We start from the raw sequence: 24,800 nt of genomic DNA, 5'->3' as shown, positions 1-24,800 counted from the left end.
CCTGCGCATGCTGACGATTCACGCCGACTCCAGGGGCCGGGCGCTCGCCGTCGACGGCGCCTGGATCGCCGACGCCGGGCCGCTGGAGGAGCTCGTCGCCGCCCATCCGCGCGCGCGGGTCCGTACCTGGCCCGGCATCCTGACGCCCGGGCTGATCAACCTGCACGGCAACGAGCTGCTGGAGGAGGCGTACCACCCGGATCCGCGCGAGGCCGACCTGCTGGGCACCGCGCCGCTGACCGGGGACGCGCTGGCGGCGCTCACCATGGACGACGCCCGCTGGGGCGCGAGCGTCCGGCGCGGGGTGCAGCGCATGCTGGCGCACGGCACGGTCCGGGCGGCCTGCGAGGAACTGCGCAACCGCGCGGTACGGGACGCCGTGCACCGCTCCGGCCTGGCGGTCATGGGCCGCATCGGGCGCCCCGGCGGAACCCCCTCGCTCGACCCGTACGCCGCCGGACTCCCGGTCGAGTTCGCGCCGCCACGGGAGCGCCACTCCGCAGCCCGGTTCGCCGTCTTCGACGTACAGGACGAGACCGAGCTGGCGGAGCGCGGCGCAGCAAGTTGCGTGGCCACGGTGGTGGAGGGCCGCATCGTCTACCGGCGACGGTAGACGGGCGGTGGGCCGCAAGGAGGGTTTTTTCCTACTTCGAAAACGCCTCCGCAAACGCTCCCGAACTCTGTTCGACCCCACTGCAGTTGGTCAGAGCGTCATCCTTGGTCGAATCCTTGTCCGAACACTGCTGATCCCGGAACGTCGACCACATGGAAACCCAGGAAATCCCCTTCTCCTCGGCGAACGCCCGCACCTGAGCCGCATCCGCCAGCGAAAACGTCTCGTTGGCGACATCGTTGGTCCCGATCATCGAGGTCAGCGCCATCCCCCTCCACGCGACGGAGTCCTCCGTCCCGAACACCGACTTCAACTGCGCCTGCGCCGCCGTCGCCGAGGTGATCGCGTACCCGCCCATGTCACCGGCGTACGACTCGCCGTAGTTCATCGTCATGAGGTTGACGGTCGACACCTGCACGTCGTACTTGTTCGCGGACGCCAGCAGCGCCAGGCTGTCGGAGTCCAGCCCGGACGGCATCACGGGGAGCGTGAAGGAGACGTCCAGGCCGGGCCGTTCCTTCTGCAGCGCCGCGATCGCCCGGGAGCGCAGGGCGACCGAGGCGGAGTCGGTGAGTTCGTCGCCCTCGATGTCGAAGTCGGCCTGCGTGGAGCCGGCCGCGTCGAGCGCCTCTCCGTACGCCTCGGCGAGTTCCGACGCGCTGTCACAGGTGGCCGCCAACTCCTTGCCGGAGGCCCCGCCGAAGGAGACCCGCACCGTGGCGCCCGACTTCGTCAAGGCCGAGATACGGGACTTCACCGCCGAGTCGCCGATGGCGTTCGTCTCGTTCCACTTCGGCGTACAACTGCTGCCGTCGGCGATCACGAACGCCAGGTTGTACGTCGTCGGCGAGCCCGCGGAGTCGTTGACGGAAGCCTCCACGGCGCTCACGTAGGGCGCGTAGGAGGTGCCCTTGCCCGTGTCTTTGCCGGTGTCCTTGCCCGTGTCTTTGTCCGTGTCCTTGCCCGTGGCCTTGTCCGTGGCCTTGGGTGCCGCGTCCGAGGTGCTGTCGGACCCCGCGGAGCATCCTGCCAGGGCCACGGCGAACAGGCAGATGACCCCGGCCGTCGGCATCAGGAAACTCCTCATTGCGTATGCACCGCTCTCGTGATTTATGCCTCGGCACGGAAACAAAGGCCGTTCAAAAGGGATAATCAACCCTCCCATGGTGAGCAGTCGTTGCGCAGGAGTTTCATGGATCTCTCAGGGATTGGACAGGTTCACTCGTTTCTCATGGGCCTCTCACATGAGGCTCAGAGTTTGTGCCACATAAAGGCTCTTTAATATCCGGGGAATGCAATCCGAGCCAGCCATCGAAAGCCGTGCCGCCGCCCGCGGCAGCCGTCGCAGCCGCAAACGTGACGACGCCTCTGTAGCGGGGCCCGTGTTCGTTGACAACTCCGGACGCAGGTCGAAGCTGCTGCGCCGGATCGGTCTCCTCCTGGGAGTCGGCTGCCTCGTGTACGCCGTCGTCCTCGGCGCCGCCTTCATGGGCTGGGGCACGTCCCTGACCCCGTCCTCGCTGCTGCCGTTCGGCGGCGCAGGCCCGAGAGGCGCCCAGAACTCCGGCCCCGGCGGGATCCAGCCGCAAGGCGGTGTCGGCACCCCGCCCTCGAAGCCCACTGGCACCCCGCCCTCGGGCGTCGTCACCGGCGAGCCGCCCGGCTCCGCCTCGACCGCGACCGCCTCCGCGGCCGCCAACTGACCGGAGCGCAGCCACTTCCATGACGACCACTTCCTCCCGCGGTCGCCGCCGTGCCCCGACCCGCATGGAGCGGGCGGCGGGCAAGGCCGCGGCGCTGCAGAAACCGCGTGTCATCCTCGCCCTGCTGCTTCTGCTCGCGCTGACCAGCGTGATGCTCCTGGACGGCTATCTGCGCGCCGAGGTCGGCGGCGACCAGCGCGTGCGCACCGGTGCCGGCGCGAGCAAGGTGCCCGAGAAGATCCTCGACGGCGGCCCCATCCTGACCTTCCGGGGCGGCCAGGCCACTACCGTCTCGGTGCCCGACAAGACGATCGCGCTGACCTTCGACGACGGCCCGAACCCGACCTGGACCCCCCAGGTCCTTCAGATCCTCCGGGAGTACGACGTGCCCGGCACGTTCTTCCTGGTCGGCTCGATGGTGTCGCGCTATCCGGGCATCGTGAAGGACATGGTCGAGGAGGGCAACGAGGTGGGCATCCACACCTTCACCCACGTCGACCTCTCCTACCAGTCCGACGCCCGCGTCAACCGGGAGATGGAGCAGACCCAGCTCGCCCTCGCGGGCGCGGCCGGCATCACGACGACGCTCTTCCGCGCCCCGTACTCCTCCGAGACGGACGCCATCGACAACTACAGCTGGCCCGTCTACGAGAAGCTCGGTGAGGACGGTTACACCAGCGTCTTCGTCGACACCGACAGCGACGACTGGAAGAAGCCGGGCGTCTCGAAGATCGTCCAGTGGGCCACGCCCAAGGAAGGCAAGGGCGCGTCGGTGCTGTTCCACGACGCCGGCGGCGAGCGCTCCCAGACGGTCAAGGCGCTGCCGCAGTACATCAAGAAGATGAAGGCCGCGGGCTACACCTTCACCACCATCAGCGGCGTTATCGAGCAGCAGAGCGCGGCGGCCCGTCAGGACTCCGGCCAGAGCTCCGGGCAGGACTCCGGCCAGAACCCCGGTCAGGACTCCGGCCAGAACTCCGGTCAGCCCGGCAACGTACCCGACGGCGAGGGGAACAACGGCACCGGTGGGACCGTCAACCGTCTCCAGGCAGCCCACCGCGAGGCCACCGGCGTGACCCTCTACGAGGGCAAGGCCCTCATCGGCGCGGTCACCCTCGCCGAGTGGACCGTCCCGACGCTCTCGGTGGGACTGCTGATCGTCGGCGTGGCCGTCATGGGCCGCTTCGGGATGATGCTGATTCTGGCCCGCCGCCACTACAGACAGCGCAACAAGCGCCGCTTCGGCTGGGGACCGACCATCACCCGGCCGGTCAGCGTGATCGTCCCGGCGTACAACGAGAAGGAGTGCATCGCCAACACCCTCAAGTCGCTGGCGAAGAGCACCCATCCGATCGAGATCATCGTCGTGGACGACGGTTCGACGGACGGCACCTCCGAGATCTCGCGCGAGGCGGCGAGGGCCCTCGGCATGACCAACGTCCGCGTCATCCGCCAGGAGAACGCGGGCAAGCCGGCCGCCCTCAACAACGGCGTCCGCAGCGCCGGTTACGACATCGTCGTGATGATGGACGGCGACACGGTCTTCGAGCCGGACGCCGTGCACCACCTCGTGCAGCCCTTCGCCGACCCGAGGGTGGGCGCGGTCGCCGGCAACGCCAAGGTCGGCAACCGCGACACGCTCATCGGCGCCTGGCAGCACATCGAGTACGTGATGGGCTTCAACCTCGACCGCCGCATGTACGACCTGCTGCGCTGCATGCCGACCATCCCCGGCGCGATCGGCGCGTTCCGCCGCGACGCCGTGCTGGAGGTCGGCGGCATGAGCGAGGACACCCTCGCCGAGGACACCGACATCACCATCGCCATGCACCGCGCGGGTCGGCAGGTCGTCTACCAGGAGCACGCGAAGGCCTGGACGGAGGCGCCGGGCTCCCTGAAGCAACTGTGGTCCCAGCGCTACCGCTGGTCCTACGGCACCATGCAGGCCCTGTGGAAGCACCGCAAGTCCCTGACGGACAAGGGGCCTTCGGGTCGCTTCGGCCGCGTCGGCATGCCGCTCGTGGTCCTCTTCCAGATCATCACGCCGGTCTTCGCCCCGCTCATCGACGTCTTCACCGTCTACTCGATGATCTTCATCGACTTCCGGGCGGCCCTGCTGGCCTGGCTGGCGGTCCTCGGCGTCCAACTGGGATGTGCGGCCTACGCGTTCCGCCTGGACCGCGAGAAGTACCGCTACCTGCTCATGATGCCGCTCCAGCAACTGGCCTACCGCCAGCTGATGTACCTCGTCCTCATCCACTCCTGCATCACCGCCCTCACCGGCGGCCGCCTGCGCTGGCAGAAACTGAAGCGCACGGGCGAGGTCGGCACCCCGGCCGGGGTGAGCTGATGAGCTGGGACCATCAGCAGGGCCACGGCTACGAGTACGGGCACCAGCCGCAGCCGCAGCCGCAGCCGCAGGCGCAATACCCGTACGGGTACGGGTATGGGTACGGGTACGGGTGCGAGGGGTACGGGCAACCTCAGCAGTACCAGTACGTGCAGGCCGTCGCCGTCGACGAGCCCCCGCCTCCGGTCGAGCCCGCCACCCCCCAGCGGGACCGCTACTTCGACACCCTTCGCGCCCTCGCCCTGATGAGGGTCGTCGCCTATCACACCTTCGGCTGGGCCTGGGCCGGCATGGTCTTCCCCTCCATGGGGGTCATGTTCGGCCTGGCCGGCACCCTGATGGCGAAGTCCCTGGAGCGTCCGGCGCCGAAGGTGGTGGAGAGCCGCTTCCGCCGCCTCCTGCCCCCCTTCTGGTTCTGGGGCGTCTTCGTCGTCCTGGCGATGCTGGTCCACGACTGGATGCCGAACTGGGAGATCGTCTACTGGGTCGTGCCGCTGGGCGACCCGCCGGGCAACGCCTGGGGCGAGCAGGCCTGGGAGATCCTCTGGTACCTGCGGACCTACCTCTGGTTCGTCCTGCTCTCCCCGCTGCTGTTGCGGCTGTTCCGGCTCGCCCCGGTCCCCGTGCTGGCGCTCTCCCTCGCGCCGATCCTGGTCCTGAACTTCGTCTGGGCAGGCCCGGACAACCGTGCCGGCAGCGCGCTGTGGGACCTGTCGACGTACCTCTTCTGCTGGATGCTCGGCTTCGCGCACCGCGACGGTGTCCTGCAGCGCATGAAGCCGGCCCTGGTGACCTCGGTGTCGCTGGCGGCGATCGGCTTCGGCGGCTGGTACGCCTTCACGCACCAGGCGGACACCGGCACCTACGACCTGGACGAGATCCCGCTCGCGCAGGCCTTCTGGTCGGCCGGCTTCGTCATGCTGCTGATGTGGGCGAAGGCCTACTTCGGCATCGACTTCGCCTGGCTCACCCGGCTCCGGCGCACGAACCGCGTCGTCACCGTCTTCAACGCGCGCGCGGTGACGATCTACCTCTGGCACGAGATCGCCCTGATCCTTGCCGTCCCGCTGATCGACCGGTTCTGGGACATCCCCGCGTTCGAGACGTACCTGCCGCTGGACAGTCAGTGGTTCATGTTCGGCGTGGGCTGGCTGCTGATCGGCGTCTTCGTGCTGGCGTGCGGGTGGGTCGAGGACGTGGCGGCACGGAAGAAGCCGAGGCTCCTGCCGTGAGTCGGTGAGGGAGGGGCTGCCACAATGGACGGGTGACCCGCGCTTCCCTGAACAAGCAGCCCAACGAAGTCGCCTCGATGTTCGACCGCGTGGCGGAACGGTACGACCTGACCAACGACGTGCTGTCGCTGGGCCAGGACCGGAGGTGGCGCAAGGAGGTCGCGAAGGCGGTCGACGCCCGCCCCGCCCAGAAGGTCCTGGACCTCGCCGCGGGCACCGCGACCTCCTCCCTCCCCTTCGCCCGCACCGGCGCCTACGTCGTCCCCTGCGACTTCTCCCTCGGCATGCTCCAGGTCGGCAAGCGGAACCACGCCTGGCTGCCCTTCACGGCCGGGGACGCGACGCGGCTGCCCTTCAAGGACGACACCTTCGACGCCGTCACCATCTCCTTCGGCCTGCGCAACGTGCAGGACTTCGACGCCGCCCTGCGCGAGATGTACCGGGTGACCCGGCCCGGCGGACGCGTCGTGATCTGCGAGTTCTCGCACCCGACCTGGGCGCCCTTCCGGACCGTCTACACCGAGTACCTGATGCGCGCCCTGCCCCCGGTCGCCCGCGCGGTCTCCTCCAACCCCGACGCCTACGTCTACCTCGCCGAGTCCATCCGCGCCTGGCCCGACCAGCCCGCCCTCGCCGAGCACCTGCGCAAGGCAGGCTGGTCGAAGGTCGCCTGGCGCAACCTGACCGGCGGCGTGGTCACCCTCCATCGAGGCTTCAAGGACGCCTGAGGCCCGGTTTTCGGCACTCCTGCGAGGCCACGCTCCTGCGCCTCTACCTGCTGATCGCCTCGAAGGGATCCCCGGGCTGGTCCAGCTCGCGCTGCAGTCCGCCCCCGCCCGGTCTCGGCACACGCGGCTCGCGCACGCCCGCGCCTCCGCCGCCCTCCCCCTCCCCGAAGTCGAACCACACGGTGACGACGGCGCCACGCGGCACCTCGACACCTGGCGGCGGGTACTGCCGTACGACGTAGTCGACGACCGCGCGGTGGAAGTCGGGCCGGTCCGGCGCGGCCAGCAGCACGCCTTGCGCCGCGGCCGCCTCACGCGCGTCCACGGCCATCAGACCCACGAACCTCGGCACGCGCACTTCGGGTGTTTTGGGTGGTATGAGCACAGATGTCACCCCCAGCGGTACTGGAAGGGTAACCGCCCGAGGGTGCCGCCCGGAAGCGCCAAGTGTCTTTCTGTAGCCAATAATTGCGCCGATCGCTACAGAGAGTCACAAGGTGAGTCGGTAGCAGTGCCCTTCCCGCTCCAGCTCGGGCGTCAGGAACACCTCCGAGAGCCGCATCCCCAGCCGTTGCGCGACGGCGATCGACCGCTCGTTGCGCGCGTCGACCATGGCCACCACCCCCGGCACCCCGGCCGCCCGCACCCGCTCCAGAGTCATCCGCGCGGCCGTCGTCGCATATCCCCGCCCCCAGTGCTCCCGCCCCAGCCGCCACCCGATCTCGATCTCGCCCTTGGGACCCCACTCCCGCGGCCACGGCTGGGCGCCCGTGAACCCGATGACCCGGTCGTCCCGGTCCAGCATCGTCCACAGACAGAAACCGTGCTCGGCGTCGTGTCGCCGCTGGCGGGCGGTGAGCTCCTCGTAGGCGGACAGCTCCGCGGATCTGCCTCCGTGGAACTCCATCACCTCCGGGTGGTTGAACACCCGGTGCCATGCGACCGCGTCCTCGTCCGTGGGAACACGCAGCCGTACTTCGGGGAGAGCTCGGTTCACTGGGCAGCCCTTCAGCGGGGTGATCAATTCTGCTGAATAGACTGCCCATGTCCAGTGCCGGTCGGCACGCAGATTCCGAACTTGGGGAGATCCCGCCGTGACCGCCGTGAACGAGCCCCACGCCGAGCCCTTCTCCGAGCACACCGCCGACGTGATCGTCGTCGGCGCGGGGCCGGCCGGCTCCACGACCGCCTACTACCTCGCCAAGGCCGGACTCGACGTACTCCTCCTCGAGAAGACCGAGTTCCCGCGCGAGAAGGTCTGCGGCGACGGTCTCACCCCGCGCGCCACCAAGCAGCTCGTGGCCATGGGCATCGACATCTCCGAGGAGGCCGGCTGGCTGCGCAACAAGGGCCTCAGGATCATCGGCGGCGGGGTGCGCCTGCAGCTCGACTGGCCGGATCTCGCCTCCTTCCCCGACTACGGCCTCGTCCGCAAGCGCGACGACTTCGACGAACAGCTCGCCCGCCAGGCCCAGAAGGCGGGCGCCCGCCTGTACGAGCGCTGCAACGTCGGCGCCCCGATCATCGACGACCGCACCGGCCGCATCACCGGAGTGCGCGCCAAGCTCGGCGAGGAGAAGCGTGAAGTCACCTTCCACGCCCCGCTGGTGGTGGCCGCCGACGGCAACTCCACCCGCCTCTCGCTCGCGATGGGCCTGCACCGCCGCGAGGACCGCCCGATGGGCGTCGCCGTCCGCACCTACTTCACCTCCCCGCGCCACGAGGACGACTACCTGGAGTCCTGGCTGGAGCTGTGGGACCGCCGAGGCCCCGGCGAGGACCGGCTGCTGCCGGGCTACGGCTGGATCTTCGGCATGGGGGACGGCACGTCGAACGTCGGCCTGGGCGTGCTGAACACCTCCGACTCCTTCAAGGAGCTCGACTGGCGCGAGGTCCTCAAAGCCTGGTGCGCGTCCATGCCGGAGGACTGGGGCTACACCCCGGAGAACATGACCGGCCCGATCCGCGGTGCCGCCCTCCCCATGGCCTTCAACCGCAAGCCCCACTACACCAAGGGGCTGCTGCTGGTCGGTGACGCCGGCGGCCTGGTGAACCCCTTCAACGGCGAGGGCATCGCCTACGCCATGGAGTCCGGCCAGATCGCCGCCGACGTCATCGTCCAGGCCCACGCCCGCGCCACCCTCGGCCAGCGTGAACTCGCCCTGCAGCGCTACCCGCAGATCCTCGCGGACACCTACGGCGGCTACTACACGCTGGGCCGCGCCTTCGTGAAGCTCATCGGCAACCCGAAGGTCATGAAGATCGCGGCCCAGCGCGGCCTGACCCATCCCTTGCTGATGAAGTTCACCCTCAAGATGCTCGCCAACCTGACCGACCCCACGGGCGGCGACGCGATGGACCGCATCATCAACGGCCTGAGCAAGGTAGCCCCAAAGGCCTGACCACCAACCACCCCACCCCCTGGGAACCCCCTGGGACGCCAACCACCCCGATCCGGAGAACACCGGCCGTACAGCGGCCGGTCCGGCCCGGGGGCGTTGGCCGAGCCTGACTCAGGGCGGTGGCAGGGTTCGGGTCCGGCTCATGACTGTGGCAGGGCCTGAGACTGGGCCTCCTGGGACCGGGCCTCCTGGGGCTGGGCCTCCTGGGACTGGGCTTGGCTCAGGACCGTGGCCTTGGCGGCCCGGCGTGCGAAGACCTCTTCCCGCCGGTCCGCGACCTGCCGCAGGGCGTCCTTCCGGCCTCTCTTCGAGAGCCGGTCCAGATAGACCTGTCCGTCGAGATGGTCACTCTCGTGCTCCAGGCACCGCGCGAAGTACCCGCGCCCCTCGACGACCAGCGGACGGCCTTCCCGGTCGTATCCCCGCACCACGGCCCGGTCCGGCCGCGGTACGTCCATGACGGCGCCCGGCACCGACAGGCACCCCTCGCCCTCGTCGAGCAGCCGTCGCCCGGCCGGGTCGAGCCGATCCAGCACCGGATTGACGATGTGTCCGACATGTCGGACACCTTCGTCGTCCCAGCAGTCGTAGACGAAGACCCGCAGTCCGACACCGACCTGGTTCGCCGCAAGGCCGGCCCCGTCGGCGACGTACATGGTGAGGAACATGTCGTCGATGAGCGCGGCCAGATCCGGCCCGAACTCTGTGACGTCCCGGCAGGACTTGTGCAGGACCTCTTCACCGACCTCGGTGATCCGCCGCACCGACCCACCCCGGGCCTCCGGCGCGAACGGCGGATACGAGGCAACCGGCTGCCCTTGCACGAACACACGTGGCATGACGTTCTCTCCTCCGTCTCATGGACAGGCCATGGAGCTCCACAACCCGCCCACCGAGCATTCCAGGAGAGCGACAGCTACGTCCGCGTGCCGGGAGAGGAGTGGCAGCCGCGAAGCCCGTGTGGTCGAGCAGGCCGAGAGAGCGGCGCGCGGTGCCCGCACGACGAGGGAAGGGCCGAGGCCGGGATGCGTGGCCGAGCGCGCCAGAGGCGCGGCTGACGCCAGCCCGAACGCACCCAGAGGGCGGCCGAGGAGGCCAGCCCGATGTGGGAGGGGGCTGGCGAGAGAAGGCCCGGCGCGGGAGAGGTGCGGAGGGGGCGTGGGAGGGGCCGGAGGGGGCGCCGATGCGCGCCCGAACGCGCCGGGGGAGCGGCGCCCGTGGCCGACCGCGCGAGCGGTCGAGCTGCGGGGCGATCGGGCCCGCCGCCGGGCGGGCAGGCGGAGCCCGAAGGGCCGCTGCCCCCGAGCGGCTGCGGCCCTTCCGTGCGTGAGGCGCCCTCACGGGCACCGAGAGGGTGTCAGAGCACCCGCACCGCTCCGGTCGGCGGGTCGTACGACAGCGGCTTCTCGGCCACGCCGGTGGACGGGTTCTGCGCACCGACGAACATGCCGTCGCCGACGTACACCGCCACGTGGTACGCGCTGCCCGCGCTGCCCCAGTAGAGGATGTCGCCCGGCTGCAGGTTGTCCAGCGACACCTGGGTGCCGGCGGTGGACTGGTCCTGCGAGACGCGCGGCAGGTCGATGCCGACCTGCTTGAAGGCGGTCTGCACCAGACCCGAGCAGTCCCACGAGTTCGGGCCCGTGCCGCCGGAGACGTAGGCGTCCCCGATCTGCGCCTTCACGAACGCGATGACGGCGGCGGCCGAACCGGTCGCCGTGGACGTGCTGGTGAAGCTGCTGCTCGGCGCGGACGTCGAGGCCAGCGTGGTCCGCTCGGCGTTGCGCGTGGCACGCTCGGCGGCGGCCTTGCGGGCGGCCTCGGCCTTCTTCGTAGCCTCGGCCTTGGCGTCGGCGAGGTCCTTCTTGGCCTCCTTGGCGGCTGCTGCGGCGGCCGCGTCACGCTCGGCCTGCAGCTGGTAGTTCGCTGCGGCCTGCTGCGTGGCCTGAGCGGACTGCGCGACCTGGGCGGCCAGGTCGCCCGTGAGTACGGGCAGTTCGAGCGTCTGCGTCACCGGCTCGGCGGCGTTCGCCGAACCGGCCGCCGTGGCGACGGCCAGCGTGCCGAGGACACCACTGGCGACTCCGGCCCGCATCGCGATCGTCGACGCGCTGCGGCGGGGTTTCCGGTGGCTGCGTATGTGAGCGGTGTGGGACATGAGTCCAACCGGTATCAGGGGCTCCTCCATACCTTCAAGAAACGTGTGCTGCGCCACAGTTGTTCAATCGACGCCCCAATTCCCCTGCCTCGCGTTCTTTATTGACGCCGTAACGGACATTACGGACGCAGGTGATCAAGCCTGTGATCATGGGCTTTCGTCGTTACGCCCGGATTGCCCGGCACCTACCACCGGTCGACACCGTTGGCCAAGCCCGCTTCTTAGGCGCCTCTCATGAATGTGGTGGAGGTCACGGAACGGTTACCGCGGCGGCCGCGTCTCGCGCATGCGGCGGGATCGCCTCCGCTCGTGAACGCGTGCACGCGTCCACGAGCCGTCCACACCCCGTCCCGCGCTCCCCCTGATGTGTGAACGCGGCCCTTTATCAGGACGCCGCGTCCACCACGAATTTGCATGCAAGGGAAGCTTCTTGATATTGAGACGCCCTTCGCGGCCTGCGGTGACGAGCGAAAATGTCACTTCTTGTGATCACTCTGACGCTTCGCGTACGAAGATCACCGCTGATATGACTTCATGATCCTTCGTCAGGTGGTGGAGATCACAAAGCTTGTGTAATACCCCGTGTCGCAGATCACAGAGCGGCGGGCATAAGATGCGAGGCAGTTGGGCTTGTGACCTGCTTCACATGTTCGCGATCTTCGCCGGGACGGGCGGGGTTCGTGGGGCCGGTGGGGCTGACGTGAGTCCGATGCCATCGCCAGCAGTCAGTGCCGACTGAGAGGAGCGAGGAGCGGTGAACGCGTATGCGCCCATCCTCGTACTGGGAGCCCTCGGGGCAGGCTTTGCGATCTTCTCCGTGGTCATGGCCACGCTGATCGGGCCGAAGCGGTACAACCGCGCCAAGCTCGAGGCCTACGAGTGCGGTATCGAGCCGACCCCCACGCCGGCCGGCGGCGGGCGCTTCCCCATCAAGTACTACCTGACGGCGATGCTCTTCATCGTCTTCGACATCGAGATCGTCTTCCTCTACCCCTGGGCCGTCACCTTCGACGCCCTGGGTGTCTTCGGGCTCGTGGAGATGCTGCTCTTCGTGCTCACCGTCTTCGTCGCGTACGCGTACGTATGGCGGCGCGGCGGCCTGGAATGGGACTGAGGGGCCTTTAGTCATGGGACTCGAAGAAAAGCTGCCGAGCGGCTTCCTGCTGACCACCGTCGAGCAGGCCGCGGGCTGGGTGCGCAAGGCGTCCGTCTTCCCCGCCACGTTCGGCCTCGCCTGCTGTGCCATCGAGATGATGACCACCGGCGCAGGCCGCTACGACCTGGCGCGCTTCGGTATGGAGGTCTTCCGAGGTTCGCCCCGCCAGGCGGACCTGATGATCGTCGCGGGCCGGGTCAGCCAGAAGATGGCGCCGGTGCTCCGGCAGGTCTACGACCAGATGCCCAACCCGAAGTGGGTCATCTCCATGGGGGTGTGCGCCTCCTCGGGCGGCATGTTCAACAACTACGCGATCGTCCAGGGCGTCGACCACATCGTCCCCGTCGACATCTACCTCCCGGGCTGCCCGCCGCGCCCCGAGATGCTGATGGACGCGATCCTCAAGCTCCACCACAAGATCCAGAACTCCAAGCTGGGCGTGAACGCCGAAGAGGCGGCCCGCGAGGCGGAGGAAGCGGCGCTCAAGGCCCTGCCCACGATCGAGATGAAGGGGCTGCTGCGGTGAGCGACGCGAACGGCACCCATGGCGCGAACGGCTCCTCGAACGGGGTGAACGGCTCGAACGGCGTGAACGGGTCGAACGGCTCGAACGGGGTCAACCCCGAGAAGGATCTCTCCGCCTCCAACCTCCCCGGCCAGCGCGGCCAGGGCGGCGAGGAGGTTCGCGTCCAGCGCGGCATGTTCGGAGCCGACAACGGCGGCGACACCTCCGGCTACGGCGGCCTGGTCCGCTCGATCCGGCTCCCAGGGGCGGCGAGCCGGCCCTACGGCGGCTGGTTCGACGAGGTCGCCGACGAACTCGAGGGCGCACTGGAGGAGCAGGGCCTCCTCCCCGAGAACGCGATCGAGAAGACGATCGTCGACCGCGACGAGCTCACCTTCCACATCGAGCGCGAGCACCTGCTGCGCGTCGCCCGAACCCTGCGCGACGACCCGGCCCTGCGTTTCGAGCTCTGCACCGGCGTCAGCGCCGTGCACTACCCGAACGACAAGGGCCGCGAGCTGCACGCCGTCTACCACCTGCGCTCGATCACCCACAATCGGCTGATCCGCCTCGAAGTCAGCGCCCCGGACGCCGACCCGCACATCCCGTCCCTGGTCTCCGTGTATCCGACCAACGACTGGCACGAGCGCGAGACCTACGACTTCTTCGGGATCGTCTTCGACGGTCACCCGGCCCTGACGCGGATCATGATGCCGGACGACTGGCAGGGCCACCCGCAGCGCAAGGACTACCCCCTCGGCGGCATCCCCGTCGAGTACAAGGGCGCCCAGATCCCGGCTCCGGACCAGCGGAGGTCGTACTCGTGAGCACGCAGTCAGCATCCGCGGCCTCTGCCGCTTCGGCGCGCGAGACCACCGAGGGCACCGTGTACACGGTCACCGGTGGCGACTGGGACGAGGTCGTCCAGTCCGCGGCCCGCGCCGACGACGAGCGCATCGTCGTCAACATGGGGCCGCAGCACCCGTCCACCCACGGAGTGCTCCGCCTCATCCTGGAGATCGAGGGCGAGACGGTCACCGAGGCCCGCTGCGGCATCGGCTACCTCCACACCGGCATCGAGAAGAACCTCGAGTACCGCACGTGGACGCAGGGCACCACGTTCGTGACGCGCATGGATTACCTGACGTCCTTCTTCAACGAGACCGCCTACTGTCTCGCCGTCGAGAAGCTCCTCGGCATCGAGGACCAGATCACCGAGCGAGCCAAGATCATCCGGGTGCTCCTGATGGAGCTGAACCGGATGTCCTCCCATCTGGTGTGCATCGCCACCGGCGGCATGGAGCTCGGCGCCACCACGATCATGATCTACGGATTCCGTGATCGTGAAATGATTCTCGACATCTACGAGCTCATCACGGGCCTCCGGATGAACCACGCGTACATCCGCCCCGGCGGACTCGCCCAGGACCTGCCGCCCGGCGCGGTGGACCAGATCCGCGAGTTCGTCAAGAAGATGAAGAAGAACCTCCCCGAGTACGACAAGCTCGCCACCGGGAACCCCATCTTCAAGGCCCGTATGCAGGACGTCGGCTATCTCGACCTTTCCGGCTGCATGGCCCTCGGCGCCACCGGCCCGATCCTGCGCTCCACCGGCCTCCCGCACGACCTGCGCAAGGCGCAGCCGTACTGCGACTACGAGACGTACGACTTCGACGTCCCGACCGCCGACTCCTGCGACTCCTACGGCCGCTTCCTCATCCGCCTGGAGGAGATGCGCCAGTCGCTCAGGATCGTCGAGCAGTGCCTGGACCGGCTGCAGCCCGGCCCGGTCATGGTCGCCGACCGGAAGATCGCCTGGCCCGCCCAGCTCGCCCTGGGCCCCGACGGTCTCGGCAACTCCCTCGACCACATCAAGAAGATCATGGGCACCTCGATGGAGGCCCTGATCCACCACTTCAAGCTGGTCACGGAGGGTTTCCGCGTCCCGCCGGGACAGGCGTACGCGGCGGTCGAGTCGCCCAAGGGCGAACTCGGGGTACACGCCGTCTCCGACGGAGGCACCCGCCCCTACCGGGTCCACTTCCGGGATCCGTCCTTCACCAATCTGCAGGCCATGGCGGCGATGTGCGAAGGCGGCCAGGTCGCCGACGTCATCGTCGCCGTCGCGTCCATCGACCCCGTGATGGGAGGCGTCGACCGGTGACCACCTCTTCTTCCGAGCAGGGCGTCAGCCTGGGCATGCCCGAACTGCCCGCGCCCGCCTACCCGGACGACGTCCGAGCCCGGCTGGAGGCGGACGCGCGCGAGATCATCGCCCGCTACCCCGACTCCCGGTCCGCGCTCCTGCCGTTGCTGCACCTCGTGCAGGCGGAGGAGGGTCACGTCACACGCACCGGGATGCGGTTCTGCGCGGACGTGCTGGGCCTGACCACGGCCGAGGTCACCGCGGTCGCCACCTTCTACACCATGTACCGGCGCCGTCCCAGCGGTGACTATCAGCTGGGTGTCTGTACCAACACGCTGTGCGCGGTGATGGGCGGCGACGCGATCTTCGAGGAGCTCCAGGAGTACCTGGGTGTCGGCAACGGTGAGACCACCGACGACGGAAAGATCACTCTGGAGCACATTGAGTGCAACGCGGCCTGCGACTTCGCGCCGGTCGTGATGGTCAACTGGGAGTTCTTCGACAACCAGACCGTGCAGAGCGCCAAGCGCCTGGTGGACGACCTGCGGACCGGACGCACGGTCTCGCCGACGCGCGGTGCGCCGCTGTGCACCTTCAAGGAGACCGCCCGGATCCTGGCGGGCTTCCCCGACGAGCGGGACGGCGCTGTCGAGGCGAGCGGCAGTGCGGGACCGGCGTCGCTGGTGGGTCTTCGCCTGGCAAGGGGAGAGACCGCACCCGCGCGCGTGGTCCACCCGCGGGACGGCGGGCCGCACGACGAGCCGCAGGACCGGGCGGTGCACGAGCCGTCGCCCACCGAGCACCTGAGTTCGCACGATGCGCCGCAGGACACGTCGGCCTCCGACCCAGCCCACCCGGCAGGGCCTACCGCCGAGGAGGGGGAGTGATGACCTTGGCACCCGAACTGAAAGGCAGCAGCCCCGAGAAGCTGCTCGCACCCGTGCTGTCGGCCTTCTGGGACGAGGACAGGTCCTGGAGTCTGGACGTCTACCGAAGGCACGAGGGATACGAGGGCCTGCGCAAGGCGCTCGCCATGTCGCCGGACGACCTCATCGCGTACGTCAAGGACTCCGGTCTGCGTGGGCGGGGCGGCGCGGGATTCCCGACGGGAATGAAATGGCAGTTCATTCCCCAGGGGGATGGAAAGCCGCACTATCTAGTTGTCAACGCCGACGAATCGGAGCCCGGGACCTGCAAGGACATCCCGCTCCTCTTCGCGAACCCGCATAGCCTCATCGAGGGCATTGTGATCGCGTGTTATGCCATCAGGTCGTCTCATGCCTTCATCTATCTGCGTGGTGAAGTCGTCCCTGTGCTGCGGCGGTTGCACGAGGCCGTGCGCGAGGCCTACGCGGCGGGCTACCTCGGCGAGAACATCCTGGGCAGCGGACTCGACCTCGAACTCACCGTCCACGCCGGCGCCGGCGCGTACATCTGCGGTGAGGAGACCGCGCTGCTCGACTCGCTCGAAGGCCGCCGTGGTCAACCGCGGCTCCGTCCCCCCTTTCCTGCGGTCGCGGGCCTCTATGCGTGCCCGACTGTGGTGAATAACGTCGAGTCGATCGCGTCAGTTCCCGCCATCCTGCAAAAAGGCAAGGAATGGTTCAGGTCGATGGGAAGCGAGAAGTCCCCCGGCTTCACGCTCTACTCGCTCAGCGGCCATGTCGCCAGCCCCGGCCAGTACGAGGCCCCGCTCGGCATCACCCTGCGCCAACTCCTCGAGATGAGCGGCGGCATGCGACCCGGGCACCGGCTCAAGTTCTGGACGCCGGGCGGCTCCTCGACGCCGATGTTCACCGACGAACACCTCGACGTCCCTCTCGACTACGAAGGGGTGGGCGCCGCCGGCTCCATGCTCGGCACCAAAGCCCTGCAGTGCTTCGACGAAACGACCTGCGTCGTGCGCGCCGTGACCCGCTGGACCGAGTTCTACGCCCACGAGTCCTGCGGAAAGTGCACACCGTGCCGCGAAGGCACCTACTGGCTCGTGCAGTTGCTGCGGGACATCGAGGCCGGCAAGGGCGCCCTGTCCGATCTCGACAAGCTCAACGACATCGCCGACAACATCAACGGCAAGTCCTTCTGCGCCCTCGGCGACGGCGCCGCCTCGCCGATCTTCTCCTCGCTCAAGTACTTCCGCGAGGAGTACGAGGAGCACATCACGGGCCGAGGCTGCCCCTTCGACCCCGCCAGGTCGACGGCCTGGGCGGACCAGCACACGGAGGTGAACGCATGACGGTGACCACCAGCGCTCCCTCCGGGGGCGGCGAGGCAGCGGTCCCGCCGGAAGATCTCGTGACGCTGACGATCGACGGCGCCGAGATCAGCGTGCCCAAGGGCACCCTGGTCATCCGGGCCGCCGAACAACTCGGCATCGAGATCCCCCGCTTCTGCGACCATCCTCTCCTCGACCCGGCCGGCGCGTGCCGGCAGTGCATCGTCGAGGTCGAGGGCCAGCGCAAGCCCATGGCGTCCTGCACGATCACGTGTACGGACGGCATGGTCGTGAAGACCCACCTCACGTCACCCGTGGCCGAGAAGGCTCAGCACGGTGTGATGGAGCTGCTCCTCATCAACCACCCGCTGGACTGCCCGGTCTGCGACAAGGGCGGCGAGTGCCCCCTGCAGAACCAGGCCATGTCGCACGGCCAGGCCGAGTCCCGCTTCGAGGGGCGCAAGCGGACCTACGAGAAGCCGGTCCCGATCTCCACGCAGGTGCTGCTCGACCGTGAGCGGTGCGTGCTGTGTGCCCGCTGCACCCGGTTCTCCAACCAGGTGGCGGGCGACCCGATGATCGAGCTCATCGAGCGCGGCGCGCTGCAGCAGGTGGGGACCGGAGAGGGCGATCCCTTCGAGTCGTACTTCTCCGGCAACACCATCCAGATCTGCCCGGTCGGCGCGCTGACCTCTGCGGCGTACCGATTCCGCTCCCGGCCCTTCGACCTGGTCTCCTCGCCCTCGGTCTGCGAGCACTGCTCCGGCGGCTGCGCCACGCGCACCGACCACCGGCGCGGCAAGGTCATGCGGCGCCTGGCCGCCAACGACCCCGAGGTCAACGAGGAGTGGATCTGCGACAAGGGGCGGTTCGCGTTCCGGTATGCGCAAGCGCGGGACCGGCTCGAAACGCCTCTGGTGCGCAACGCCGAGGGGGACCTCGTACCGGCTTCCTGGCCGGAGGCCTTGCAGATCGCGGCTCAGGGACTGCTGGCGTCGCGCGGCAGGACCGGCGTCCTGACCGGCGGCCGGCTCACCATCGAGGACGCCTACGCGTACAGCAAGTTCGCGCGCGTGGCGCTCGACACCAACGACATCGACTTCCGCGCGCGCGTGCACAGCGGCGAGGAGGCCGACTTCCTGGCCGCCCGCGTCGCCGGCCGCGGCCGTGACCTCGACGGTACGGGAGTCACGTACACCTCCCTGGAGAAGGCGCCCGCCGTCCTGCTCGTCGGGTTCGAGTCGGAGGAGGAGGCGCCCGGTGTCTTCCTGCGGCTGCGCAAGGCCTGGCGGGGTCACGGGCAGCGGGTGTTCTCGCTGGCCACGCACGCCACCCGGGGACTGGAGAAGGCGGGCGGCACGCTGCTGCCGGCCGCTCCGGGCACCGAGACGGAGTGGCTGGACGCGCTGGCGAGCGGTGTCGGCCTGGAGACCGGGGGCGCCAAGGCCGCCGAGGCGCTGCGGGCCGACGGCGCGGTGATCGTCGTCGGAGAGCGGCTGGCCCGTGTGGCCGGCGGTCTCACCGCCGCGGTGCGGGCCTCCTCGGCCACCGGCGCCCGGTTGGCGTGGATTCCGCGCCGGGCGGGCGAGCGGGGCGCGATCGAGGCGGGTGCGCTGCCGTCGCTGCTGCCGGGCGGTCGTCCGGCCACCGACCCACGCGCGCGTGAGGAGGTCGCCGCGGCCTGGGGGCTGGCCGAACTCCCGCACCGCTACGGCCGGGACACCGGGCAGATCATCGAGGCCGCCGCGTCCGGGGAGCTTCAGGCGCTGCTCGTCGCGGGCGTCGAGGTCGCGGACCTGCCCGACCCGGCACGCGCGCGTGAGGCGCTGGCCGAGGCCGGCTTCGTGGTGTCGCTGGAGCTGCGGCCCGGTGAGGTCACCGAGCACGCCGACGTCGTCCTGCCGGTGGCCGCGGTCGCCGAGAAGGCGGGCGCCTTCCTGAACTGGGAGGGCCGGGTCCGCTTCTTCGAGGCGGCCCTGAAGCCCGACCAGATGACCCGCCGTCTCGCGCCCGGGGACGCGCGCGTGCTGCAGATGATCGCCGACGCCATGGACGTCCACCTCGGCCTGCCGGACCTGCGCACCGCGCGCGCGGAGCTCGACCGGCTCGGCGCCTGGGACGGCCCCCGGGCCACCGAACCCGTGGAAGCCGCGGCGCAGTTGCCGCGGCCCGCCGCCGGGGAGGCCGTTCTCGCCGGGCACCGCCTGCTGCTCGACCAGGGTGTCCTCCAGCAGGGCGACGAAGCGCTCGCCGGGACCCGGCACGCCGCACGCGCGCGTGTGTCGGCCGCCACGGCCGCCGAGGCGGGCGTCAAGGACGGCGACGTCCTCGCCGTGACCGGACCCGCCGGGGTGGTTGAACTTCCGCTGCAGATCACCGAGATGCCCGACCGGGTGGTCTGGCTCCCGCTGAACTCCACCGGCCGGGGCGTCGCCTCCGACGCCGGGGCCACGCCCGGCTCCCTCGTCAGTATCGGCCCGGCGACGTCCGCCGCCGCCCCCAAGGAGGTGGAGGCATGAGCCCGTACCTCGCCGCTGAAGACCTCTCGATGTTCGGCCGCGACCCCTGGTGGCTGGTCGTCGTCAAGGCGGTCTTCTGCTTCGCCTTCCTGATGGTGACCGTGCTGTTCTCCATCGTGTGGGAGCGCAAGGTCGTCGCCTGGATGCAGCTGCGCATCGGCCCCAACCGGCACGGCCCCTGGGGCATGCTCCAGTCCCTCGCCGACGGCATCAAGCTGATGCTGAAGGAGGACGTCGTCGTCAAACGCGCGGACAAGGTGGTGTACGTCCTCGCGCCGATCGTCGCGGCCATCCCGGCCTTCATGGCTATCGCGGTGATCCCCTTCGGGCCGGCCGACAACGAGATCTCGATCTTCGGTCAGCGCACCACGATGCAGCTGACCGACCTGCCGATCGCGATGCTCTACATCCTCGCGGTCGCCTCCGTCGGCATCTACGGCATCGTCCTGGCGGGCTGGAGTTCCGGCTCCACCTACCCGCTGCTGGGCGGCCTGCGGTCCTGCGCGCAGATGATCTCCTACGAGATCGCGATGGGCGCCGCCTTCGCCTCGGTGTTCCTCTACTCGGGGTCGATGTCGACGTCGACGATCGTCGAGCAGCAGCAGGACCGCTGGTACATCCTCCTGCTGCCGGTCTCGTTCATCCTGTACATCGTCACGATGGTCGGCGAGACCAACCGCGCCCCCTTCGACATGCCGGAGTCCGAGGGCGACCTGGTCGGCGGCTTCAACACCGAGTACTCGTCGATCAAGTTCGCGCTGTTCATGCTCGCCGAGTACGTGAACATGGTGACGGTCTCCGCGGTGTCGACCACGCTCTTCCTCGGCGGCTGGCGGGCCCCCTGGCCGGTCAGCAGCTTCTGGGAGGGCGCGAACCACGGCTGGTGGCCGATGCTCTGGTTCGTCGTCAAGGTGCAGCTGCTGCTGTTCTTCTTCATCTGGCTGCGCGGCACGCTGCCGCGCGTGCGCTACGACCAGTTGATGAAGCTCGGCTGGAAGGTCCTGATCCCGGTCTCGGTGACGTGGCTGATGCTCGTCGCGACCGTACGGACGCTGCGCAACGAGAACTACGGCTTCGCCGACATCGCGCTGTATGTCGGCGGCGGTGCCCTGGTCCTGCTGCTGCTCTCCTTCGTCGTGGACATGTTCCGCAACGGGGGGAAGGAGGCGCAGGCCCCGGCCGAGCCCGCCGGCTTCGACCCGATGGCGGGCGGATTCCCCGTCCCGCCGCTGCCCGGACAGGAGCTGCCGCCGGTGCCCAGGCGCGGTCCGCGACGGGAGCGGGAGCTCATTGTCAGTGGTGGGGTGGACACTGTGAGTGACGGATCGCTGGATGGAAAGGAGGCGTCCGATGGCTGAGGAGCCCAAGGAGACCAAGCCCGGTTTCCAGAACCCCGTGGCCGGCTTCGGCGTGACCTTCAAGGCCATGTTCAAGAAGCGGCTGACCGAGCAGTACCCGGAGCAACAGAAGACCACAGCTCCCCGGTTCCACGGACGGCACCAGCTCAACCGCCATCCGGACGGCCTGGAGAAGTGCGTCGGCTGTGAGCTGTGCGCCTGGGCCTGCCCCGCCGACGCCATCTATGTGGAGGGCGCGGACAACACCGAGGAGGAGCGCTACTCGCCGGGCGAGCGGTACGGGCGGGTCTACCAGATCAACTACGCCCGTTGCATTCTGTGCGGCCTGTGCATCGAGGCGTGCCCCACGCGCGCGTTGACGATGACCAACGAGTTCGAGCTCGCCGACTCCAGCCGCGCCAACCTGATCTACACCAAGGAGCAGCTGCTCGCCGGCCTCGAGGACGGCATGGTGGACACCCCCCACGCCATCTACCCGGGGACGGACGAGCAGGACTACTACCGGGGTCTGGTGACGGAGGCAGCGCCCGGCACGGAACGCCAGGTGGCGGTCTCCAACGGCGAGAAGCCCTCGCAAGAGGAGGTGGAGGCATGAGCGCGCAGCTCGCCGCCTACTCCACGTCCACCGGCGAGGCCTTCCAGTTCTGGGTGCTCGGCACCGTCGCCGTGATCGGCGCCCTGTGCACCGTCTTCATGAAGAGGGCCGTGCACAGCGCGCTCTGTCTCGCCGGCACCATGATCATCCTGGCGGTGTTCTATCTCGCCAACGGCGCCTACTTCCTGGGCATCGTGCAGATCGTCGTCTACACCGGCGCGATCATGATGCTGTTCCTGTTCGTGGTGATGCTCGTCGGCGTCACCGCGGCGGACTCGCTGAAGGAGACCATCAAGGGCCAGCGCTGGCTGGCCCTCGTCAGTGGCCTCGGCTTCGGCATCCTGCTGATCGCCGGCATCGGCAACGCCTCCCTGACGGAGTTCAACGGCCTCGCCGAGGCGAACGCGAACGGCAACGTGGAGGGCCTCGCGGCCCTCATCTTCACCAAGTACGTCTTCGCCTTCGAAATCACCGGCGCCCTGCTCATCACGGCCGCCGTCGGCGCCATGGTGCTCACCCACCGCGAGCGCACCGAGCGCGCCAAGACCCAGCGGGAGCTGTCCGAGCAGCGTGTCCGCGAGGGCAAGCACGTACCGCCGCTGCCCGCACCCGGTGTGTACGCGCGGCACAACGCCGTCGACATCCAGGGTCTGCTGCCCGACGGCACTCCGTCGGAGCTCACGGTCAGCAAGACACTGCGCGAGCGCGGGCAGGTCCGGGACGTGTCCACCGAGGCGCTCAACGATCTCAAGGCCCTGGAGCGGCGGGCCGAGGAGCGTCTGGAGCGGGCCGCGATCGAGCCGCCGCACCTGAAGCGGACCGAGGAGGCGTCGAAGTGAACCCCGTCAACTACCTCTATCTCGCCGCCCTGTTGTTCACGATCGGTGCGACGGGCGTACTGATCAGGCGCAACGCGATCGTCGTGTTCATGTGCATCGAGCTCATGCTCAACGCCTGCAACCTCGCGTTCGTCGCCTTCTCCCGGATGCACGGCAATCTCGACGGCCAGATCATCGCCTTCTTCACGATGGTCGTCGCCGCCGCGGAGGTCGTGGTGGGACTCGCGATCATCGTGTCGCTGTTCCGTTCCCGCCACTCGGCCTCGGTCGACGACGCCAGCCTGATGAAGCTGTAAGGGGTCGGAAGAATCGTGGAGAACCTGATTGCGCTGCTCATCGCGGCGCCCCTGCTCGGAGCGGCCGTCCTCCTGGTCGGCGGCCGCCGGCTCGACGCCGTGGGCCACTGGATCGGCACGCTCCTGTCGGCGGTCTCCTTCGTGTTCGGCGTCGTCCTCTTCAGCGACCTGCTGAGCAAGGACGCCGAACACCGGACACTGACGCAGCACCTGTTCAGCTGGGTCCCGGTCGAGGGTTTCCAGGCGGACGTCGCGTTCCGCCTCGACCAGTTGTCGATGACGTTCGTGCTGCTGATCACGGGCGTCGGCTCGCTGATCCACCTGTACTCGGTCGGGTACATGGAGCACGACGAGCGGCGCTGCCGCTTCTTCGGCTACCTGAACCTGTTCCTCGCGGCGATGCTGCTGCTCGTCCTCGCCGACAACTACCTGCTGCTGTACGTCGGCTGGGAGGGCGTCGGTCTCGCGTCCTACCTGCTCATCGGCTTCTGGCAGCACAAGCCCAGTGCCGCGACGGCCGCGAAGAAGGCCTTCCTGGTCAACCGGGTCGGCGACATGGGCCTGTCGATCGCCATCATGCTGATGTTCACCACGTTCGGGACCTTCGCCTTCGGCCCGCTGCTGGGCACGCACGAGCAGGCGGGACTCGCCGGTGACGCAGGCGAGGGCAAGCTCACCGCCATCGCCCTGATGCTGCTGCTCGCCGCCTGCGGCAAGTCCGCCCAGGTGCCGCTGCAGTCCTGGCTCGGGGACGCGATGGAAGGCCCGACCCCGGTCTCGGCCCTCATCCACGCGGCCACGATGGTGACCGCCGGTGTGTACCTGATCGTCCGCTCCGGCGCGATCTTCAACGCGGCCCCCGACGCGCAACTCGTCGTCACCGTCGTCGGCGCCGTCACCCTCCTGTTCGGTGCGATCGTCGGTTGCGCGAAGGACGACATCAAGAAGGCGCTGGCCGGCTCGACGATGTCGCAGATCGGCTACATGGTGCTGGCCGCGGGCCTCGGCCCCATCGGCTACGTCTTCGCGATCATGCACCTGGTGACGCACGGCTTCTTCAAGGCCGGGCTGTTCCTCGGTGCGGGCTCGGTCATGCACGGCATGAACGACGAGGTCGACATGCGCAAGTACGGCGGCCTTCGCAAGTACATGCCGGTCACCTTCGTCACCTTCGGCCTCGGCTATCTCGCGATCATCGGCTTCCCGGGCCTGTCCGGCTTCTTCTCCAAGGACAAGATCATCGAGGCGGCGTTCGCCAAGGGCGGCACCGAGGGCTGGATCCTCGGCGCCTGCGCGCTGCTCGGCGCGGCCATCACCGCGTACTACATGACGCGCGTGATGCTGATGACGTTCTTCGGCGAGGAGCGTTGGAAGAACCAACCCACTCGTTCGCCCGAGGCGCCCAGTGCGGAACCGGCCGCCGAGCATCACGGCGAACACGCGGAGCCGCACCCGCACGAGTCGCCGAAGTCCATGACGATCCCGATGATCCTGCTGGCGTTCGGATCGGTCTTCGCGGGCGGGTTCTTCAGCATCGGCGACCGCTTCTTGCACTGGCTCGAGCCCGTCACCGGCTACTCCCACGGCGACTCGCCGGTCAGCGCCCTCACCGTCACCCTCTCCACGATGGTGGTGCTGGTGATCGGCGTCGCCATCGCCTACGCGCAGTACGGCCGTCGCCCGGTCCCGGTCCTCGCCCCGCGCGGGTCGCTGCTCACCCGGGCCGCCCGCCGCGACCTTCTCCAGGACGACTTCAACCACGTCGTCCTGGTCCGCGGCGGCGAGCACCTCACGCGCTCCCTTGTGTACGTCGACCACACCCTGGTCGACGGGGTCGTCAACGGCACGGCGGCCTCCATGGGCGGCCTGTCCGGACGCCTCCGCAAGCTGCAGAACGGCTTCGCGCGGTCGTACGCGGTCTCGATGTTCGGCGGTGCGGCGATCCTCGTCGCCGCGACCCTGCTGATGAGGGCGGTCTGATACCG

The 24,800-nt window shown here is 69.0% G+C and carries 23 protein-coding genes; 18 read left to right on the top strand and 5 right to left on the bottom strand.

The genetic code is table 11. The features are described from left to right. Positions 1-7 precede the first annotated feature (7 nt). Positions 8-613 (top strand): hypothetical protein, encoded by a 606-nt coding sequence (locus B5557_RS18520; protein ID WP_079660514.1) that lies wholly within the window; start codon positions 8-10, stop codon positions 611-613. Positions 614-644: 31 nt separating this feature from the next. Here the strand turns inward: B5557_RS18520 and B5557_RS18515 are convergent, their stop codons facing one another. Further along, entirely contained in the window at positions 645-1,700 is a 1,056-nt protein-coding gene (locus B5557_RS18515; RefSeq protein WP_079660513.1) for a chitinase, read from the bottom strand. A gap of 295 nt (positions 1,701-1,995) precedes the next feature. On the opposite strand from B5557_RS18515, the gene B5557_RS18510 reads away from it, so the two are divergent. The 4 genes from B5557_RS18510 to B5557_RS18495 are packed head-to-tail and all read left to right on the top strand — an operon-like array spanning position 1,996 to position 6,626. Beyond that, positions 1,996-2,316 (top strand): hypothetical protein, encoded by a 321-nt coding sequence (locus B5557_RS18510; RefSeq protein ID WP_099936158.1) that lies wholly within the window; start codon positions 1,996-1,998, stop codon positions 2,314-2,316. Positions 2,317-2,335: 19 nt separating this feature from the next. Further along, positions 2,336-4,666 (top strand): bifunctional polysaccharide deacetylase/glycosyltransferase family 2 protein, encoded by a 2,331-nt coding sequence (locus B5557_RS18505; RefSeq protein ID WP_079660511.1) that lies wholly within the window; start codon positions 2,336-2,338, stop codon positions 4,664-4,666. Next, a complete protein-coding gene (locus tag B5557_RS18500) occupies positions 4,666-5,898 on the top strand; it encodes an acyltransferase family protein (protein WP_079660510.1) in 1,233 nt (410 codons plus the stop codon). Before B5557_RS18505 ends, B5557_RS18500 begins: the two co-directional genes overlap by 1 nt. 32 nt (positions 5,899-5,930) lie before the next feature. Next, positions 5,931-6,626 (top strand): demethylmenaquinone methyltransferase, encoded by a 696-nt coding sequence (locus tag B5557_RS18495; protein ID WP_079660509.1) that lies wholly within the window; start codon positions 5,931-5,933, stop codon positions 6,624-6,626. Positions 6,627-6,669: 43 nt separating this feature from the next. Here the strand turns inward: B5557_RS18495 and B5557_RS18490 are convergent, their stop codons facing one another. Then, positions 6,670-6,984 (bottom strand): PASTA domain-containing protein, encoded by a 315-nt coding sequence (locus tag B5557_RS18490; RefSeq protein ID WP_079660508.1) that lies wholly within the window; start codon positions 6,982-6,984, stop codon positions 6,670-6,672. Between the two features lie 132 nt (positions 6,985-7,116). After that, on the bottom strand, positions 7,117-7,623 hold the full coding sequence (locus tag B5557_RS18485) for a GNAT family N-acetyltransferase (RefSeq protein WP_079660507.1): 507 nt from the start codon (positions 7,621-7,623) through the stop codon (positions 7,117-7,119). 97 nt (positions 7,624-7,720) lie between these two features. On the opposite strand from B5557_RS18485, the gene B5557_RS18480 reads away from it, so the two are divergent. After that, complete coding sequence (locus B5557_RS18480; RefSeq protein WP_443031356.1) at positions 7,721-9,028, top strand: geranylgeranyl reductase family protein; 1,308 nt, start codon at positions 7,721-7,723, stop codon at positions 9,026-9,028. Positions 9,029-9,168: 140 nt separating this feature from the next. Here B5557_RS18480 and def read toward each other — a convergent pair whose 3' ends face one another. Continuing rightward, positions 9,169-9,867: a peptide deformylase gene (gene def, locus B5557_RS18475; RefSeq protein WP_079660506.1), complete on the bottom strand. Its 699-nt coding sequence runs from the start codon at positions 9,865-9,867 to the stop codon at positions 9,169-9,171. A 518-nt stretch (positions 9,868-10,385) separates the two neighbouring features. Continuing rightward, positions 10,386-11,186 carry a C40 family peptidase gene (locus B5557_RS18470; RefSeq protein WP_079660505.1) on the bottom strand — a complete coding sequence of 267 codons (801 nt, stop codon included), beginning with the start codon at positions 11,184-11,186 and terminating at the stop codon, positions 10,386-10,388. A gap of 754 nt (positions 11,187-11,940) precedes the next feature. Here B5557_RS18470 and B5557_RS18465 point away from each other — a divergent pair. The 12 genes from B5557_RS18465 (at position 11,941) to nuoL (ending at position 24,795) form a co-directional block, all read left to right on the top strand. Beyond that, entirely contained in the window at positions 11,941-12,300 is a 360-nt protein-coding gene (locus B5557_RS18465; protein ID WP_007383963.1) for an NADH-quinone oxidoreductase subunit A, read from the top strand. 13 nt (positions 12,301-12,313) lie between these two features. Continuing rightward, positions 12,314-12,868 (top strand): NuoB/complex I 20 kDa subunit family protein, encoded by a 555-nt coding sequence (locus tag B5557_RS18460; protein WP_055635348.1) that lies wholly within the window; start codon positions 12,314-12,316, stop codon positions 12,866-12,868. Between the two features lie 62 nt (positions 12,869-12,930). Beyond that, complete coding sequence (locus B5557_RS18455; RefSeq protein WP_162499683.1) at positions 12,931-13,674, top strand: NADH-quinone oxidoreductase subunit C; 744 nt, start codon at positions 12,931-12,933, stop codon at positions 13,672-13,674. After that, complete coding sequence (locus B5557_RS18450) at positions 13,671-15,011, top strand: NADH-quinone oxidoreductase subunit D (protein WP_079660504.1); 1,341 nt, start codon at positions 13,671-13,673, stop codon at positions 15,009-15,011. Before B5557_RS18455 ends, B5557_RS18450 begins: the two co-directional genes overlap by 4 nt. Further along, positions 15,008-15,880, top strand: a complete 873-nt coding sequence (gene nuoE / locus B5557_RS18445) for an NADH-quinone oxidoreductase subunit NuoE (protein WP_079660503.1) — start codon at positions 15,008-15,010, stop codon at positions 15,878-15,880. Before B5557_RS18450 ends, nuoE begins: the two co-directional genes overlap by 4 nt. Then, positions 15,877-17,229, top strand: coding sequence for an NADH-quinone oxidoreductase subunit NuoF (nuoF, locus tag B5557_RS18440; protein WP_173877700.1), 1,353 nt, complete (start codon positions 15,877-15,879; stop codon positions 17,227-17,229). The genes nuoE and nuoF overlap by 4 nt, the downstream gene beginning before the upstream one ends. After that, entirely contained in the window at positions 17,226-19,727 is a 2,502-nt protein-coding gene (locus B5557_RS18435; protein ID WP_079660501.1) for an NADH-quinone oxidoreductase subunit G, read from the top strand. The genes nuoF and B5557_RS18435 overlap by 4 nt, the downstream gene beginning before the upstream one ends. Next, entirely contained in the window at positions 19,724-21,085 is a 1,362-nt protein-coding gene (gene nuoH, locus B5557_RS18430; RefSeq protein ID WP_079660500.1) for an NADH-quinone oxidoreductase subunit NuoH, read from the top strand. Before B5557_RS18435 ends, nuoH begins: the two co-directional genes overlap by 4 nt. Then, on the top strand, positions 21,078-21,680 hold the full coding sequence (nuoI, locus tag B5557_RS18425; RefSeq protein WP_079660499.1) for an NADH-quinone oxidoreductase subunit NuoI: 603 nt from the start codon (positions 21,078-21,080) through the stop codon (positions 21,678-21,680). Before nuoH ends, nuoI begins: the two co-directional genes overlap by 8 nt. Next, positions 21,677-22,519, top strand: a complete 843-nt coding sequence (locus B5557_RS18420; protein ID WP_079660498.1) for an NADH-quinone oxidoreductase subunit J — start codon at positions 21,677-21,679, stop codon at positions 22,517-22,519. Before nuoI ends, B5557_RS18420 begins: the two co-directional genes overlap by 4 nt. Next, a complete protein-coding gene (gene nuoK, locus B5557_RS18415; RefSeq protein ID WP_003974374.1) occupies positions 22,516-22,815 on the top strand; it encodes an NADH-quinone oxidoreductase subunit NuoK in 300 nt (99 codons plus the stop codon). The genes B5557_RS18420 and nuoK overlap by 4 nt, the downstream gene beginning before the upstream one ends. Before the next feature lie 15 nt (positions 22,816-22,830). Beyond that, positions 22,831-24,795: an NADH-quinone oxidoreductase subunit L gene (gene nuoL / locus B5557_RS18410; RefSeq protein ID WP_079660497.1), complete on the top strand. Its 1,965-nt coding sequence runs from the start codon at positions 22,831-22,833 to the stop codon at positions 24,793-24,795. Positions 24,796-24,800: the final 5 nt, after the last annotated feature.

The sequence above is a fragment of the Streptomyces sp. 3214.6 genome (assembly GCF_900129855.1).
GTDB lineage: Bacteria > Actinomycetota > Actinomycetes > Streptomycetales > Streptomycetaceae > Streptomyces > Streptomyces soliscabiei.
The sequence above is the reverse complement of the archived record's forward strand: the minus strand, read 5'-3'. Positions and strand labels throughout refer to the sequence as shown.

Excerpts from the sequence above, each read along its gene's own strand:
- def (WP_079660506.1), bottom strand. The coding sequence starts at position 9,867 with ATGCCACGTGTGTTCGTGCAAGGGCAGCCGGTTGCCTCGTATCCGCCG.
- B5557_RS18520 (WP_079660514.1), top strand. The coding sequence starts at position 8 with ATGCTGACGATTCACGCCGACTCCAGGGGCCGGGCGCTCGCCGTCGAC.
- B5557_RS18435 (WP_079660501.1), top strand. The coding sequence starts at position 17,226 with ATGACGGTGACCACCAGCGCTCCCTCCGGGGGCGGCGAGGCAGCGGTC.
- B5557_RS18500 (WP_079660510.1), top strand. The coding sequence starts at position 4,666 with ATGAGCTGGGACCATCAGCAGGGCCACGGCTACGAGTACGGGCACCAG.
- B5557_RS18505 (WP_079660511.1), top strand. The coding sequence starts at position 2,336 with ATGACGACCACTTCCTCCCGCGGTCGCCGCCGTGCCCCGACCCGCATG.
- nuoH (WP_079660500.1), top strand. The coding sequence starts at position 19,724 with ATGAGCCCGTACCTCGCCGCTGAAGACCTCTCGATGTTCGGCCGCGAC.
- B5557_RS18515 (WP_079660513.1), bottom strand. The coding sequence starts at position 1,700 with ATGAGGAGTTTCCTGATGCCGACGGCCGGGGTCATCTGCCTGTTCGCC.
- B5557_RS18460 (WP_055635348.1), top strand. The coding sequence starts at position 12,314 with ATGGGACTCGAAGAAAAGCTGCCGAGCGGCTTCCTGCTGACCACCGTC.
- B5557_RS18470 (WP_079660505.1), bottom strand. The coding sequence starts at position 11,186 with ATGTCCCACACCGCTCACATACGCAGCCACCGGAAACCCCGCCGCAGC.
- nuoI (WP_079660499.1), top strand. The coding sequence starts at position 21,078 with ATGGCTGAGGAGCCCAAGGAGACCAAGCCCGGTTTCCAGAACCCCGTG.
- B5557_RS18420 (WP_079660498.1), top strand. The coding sequence starts at position 21,677 with ATGAGCGCGCAGCTCGCCGCCTACTCCACGTCCACCGGCGAGGCCTTC.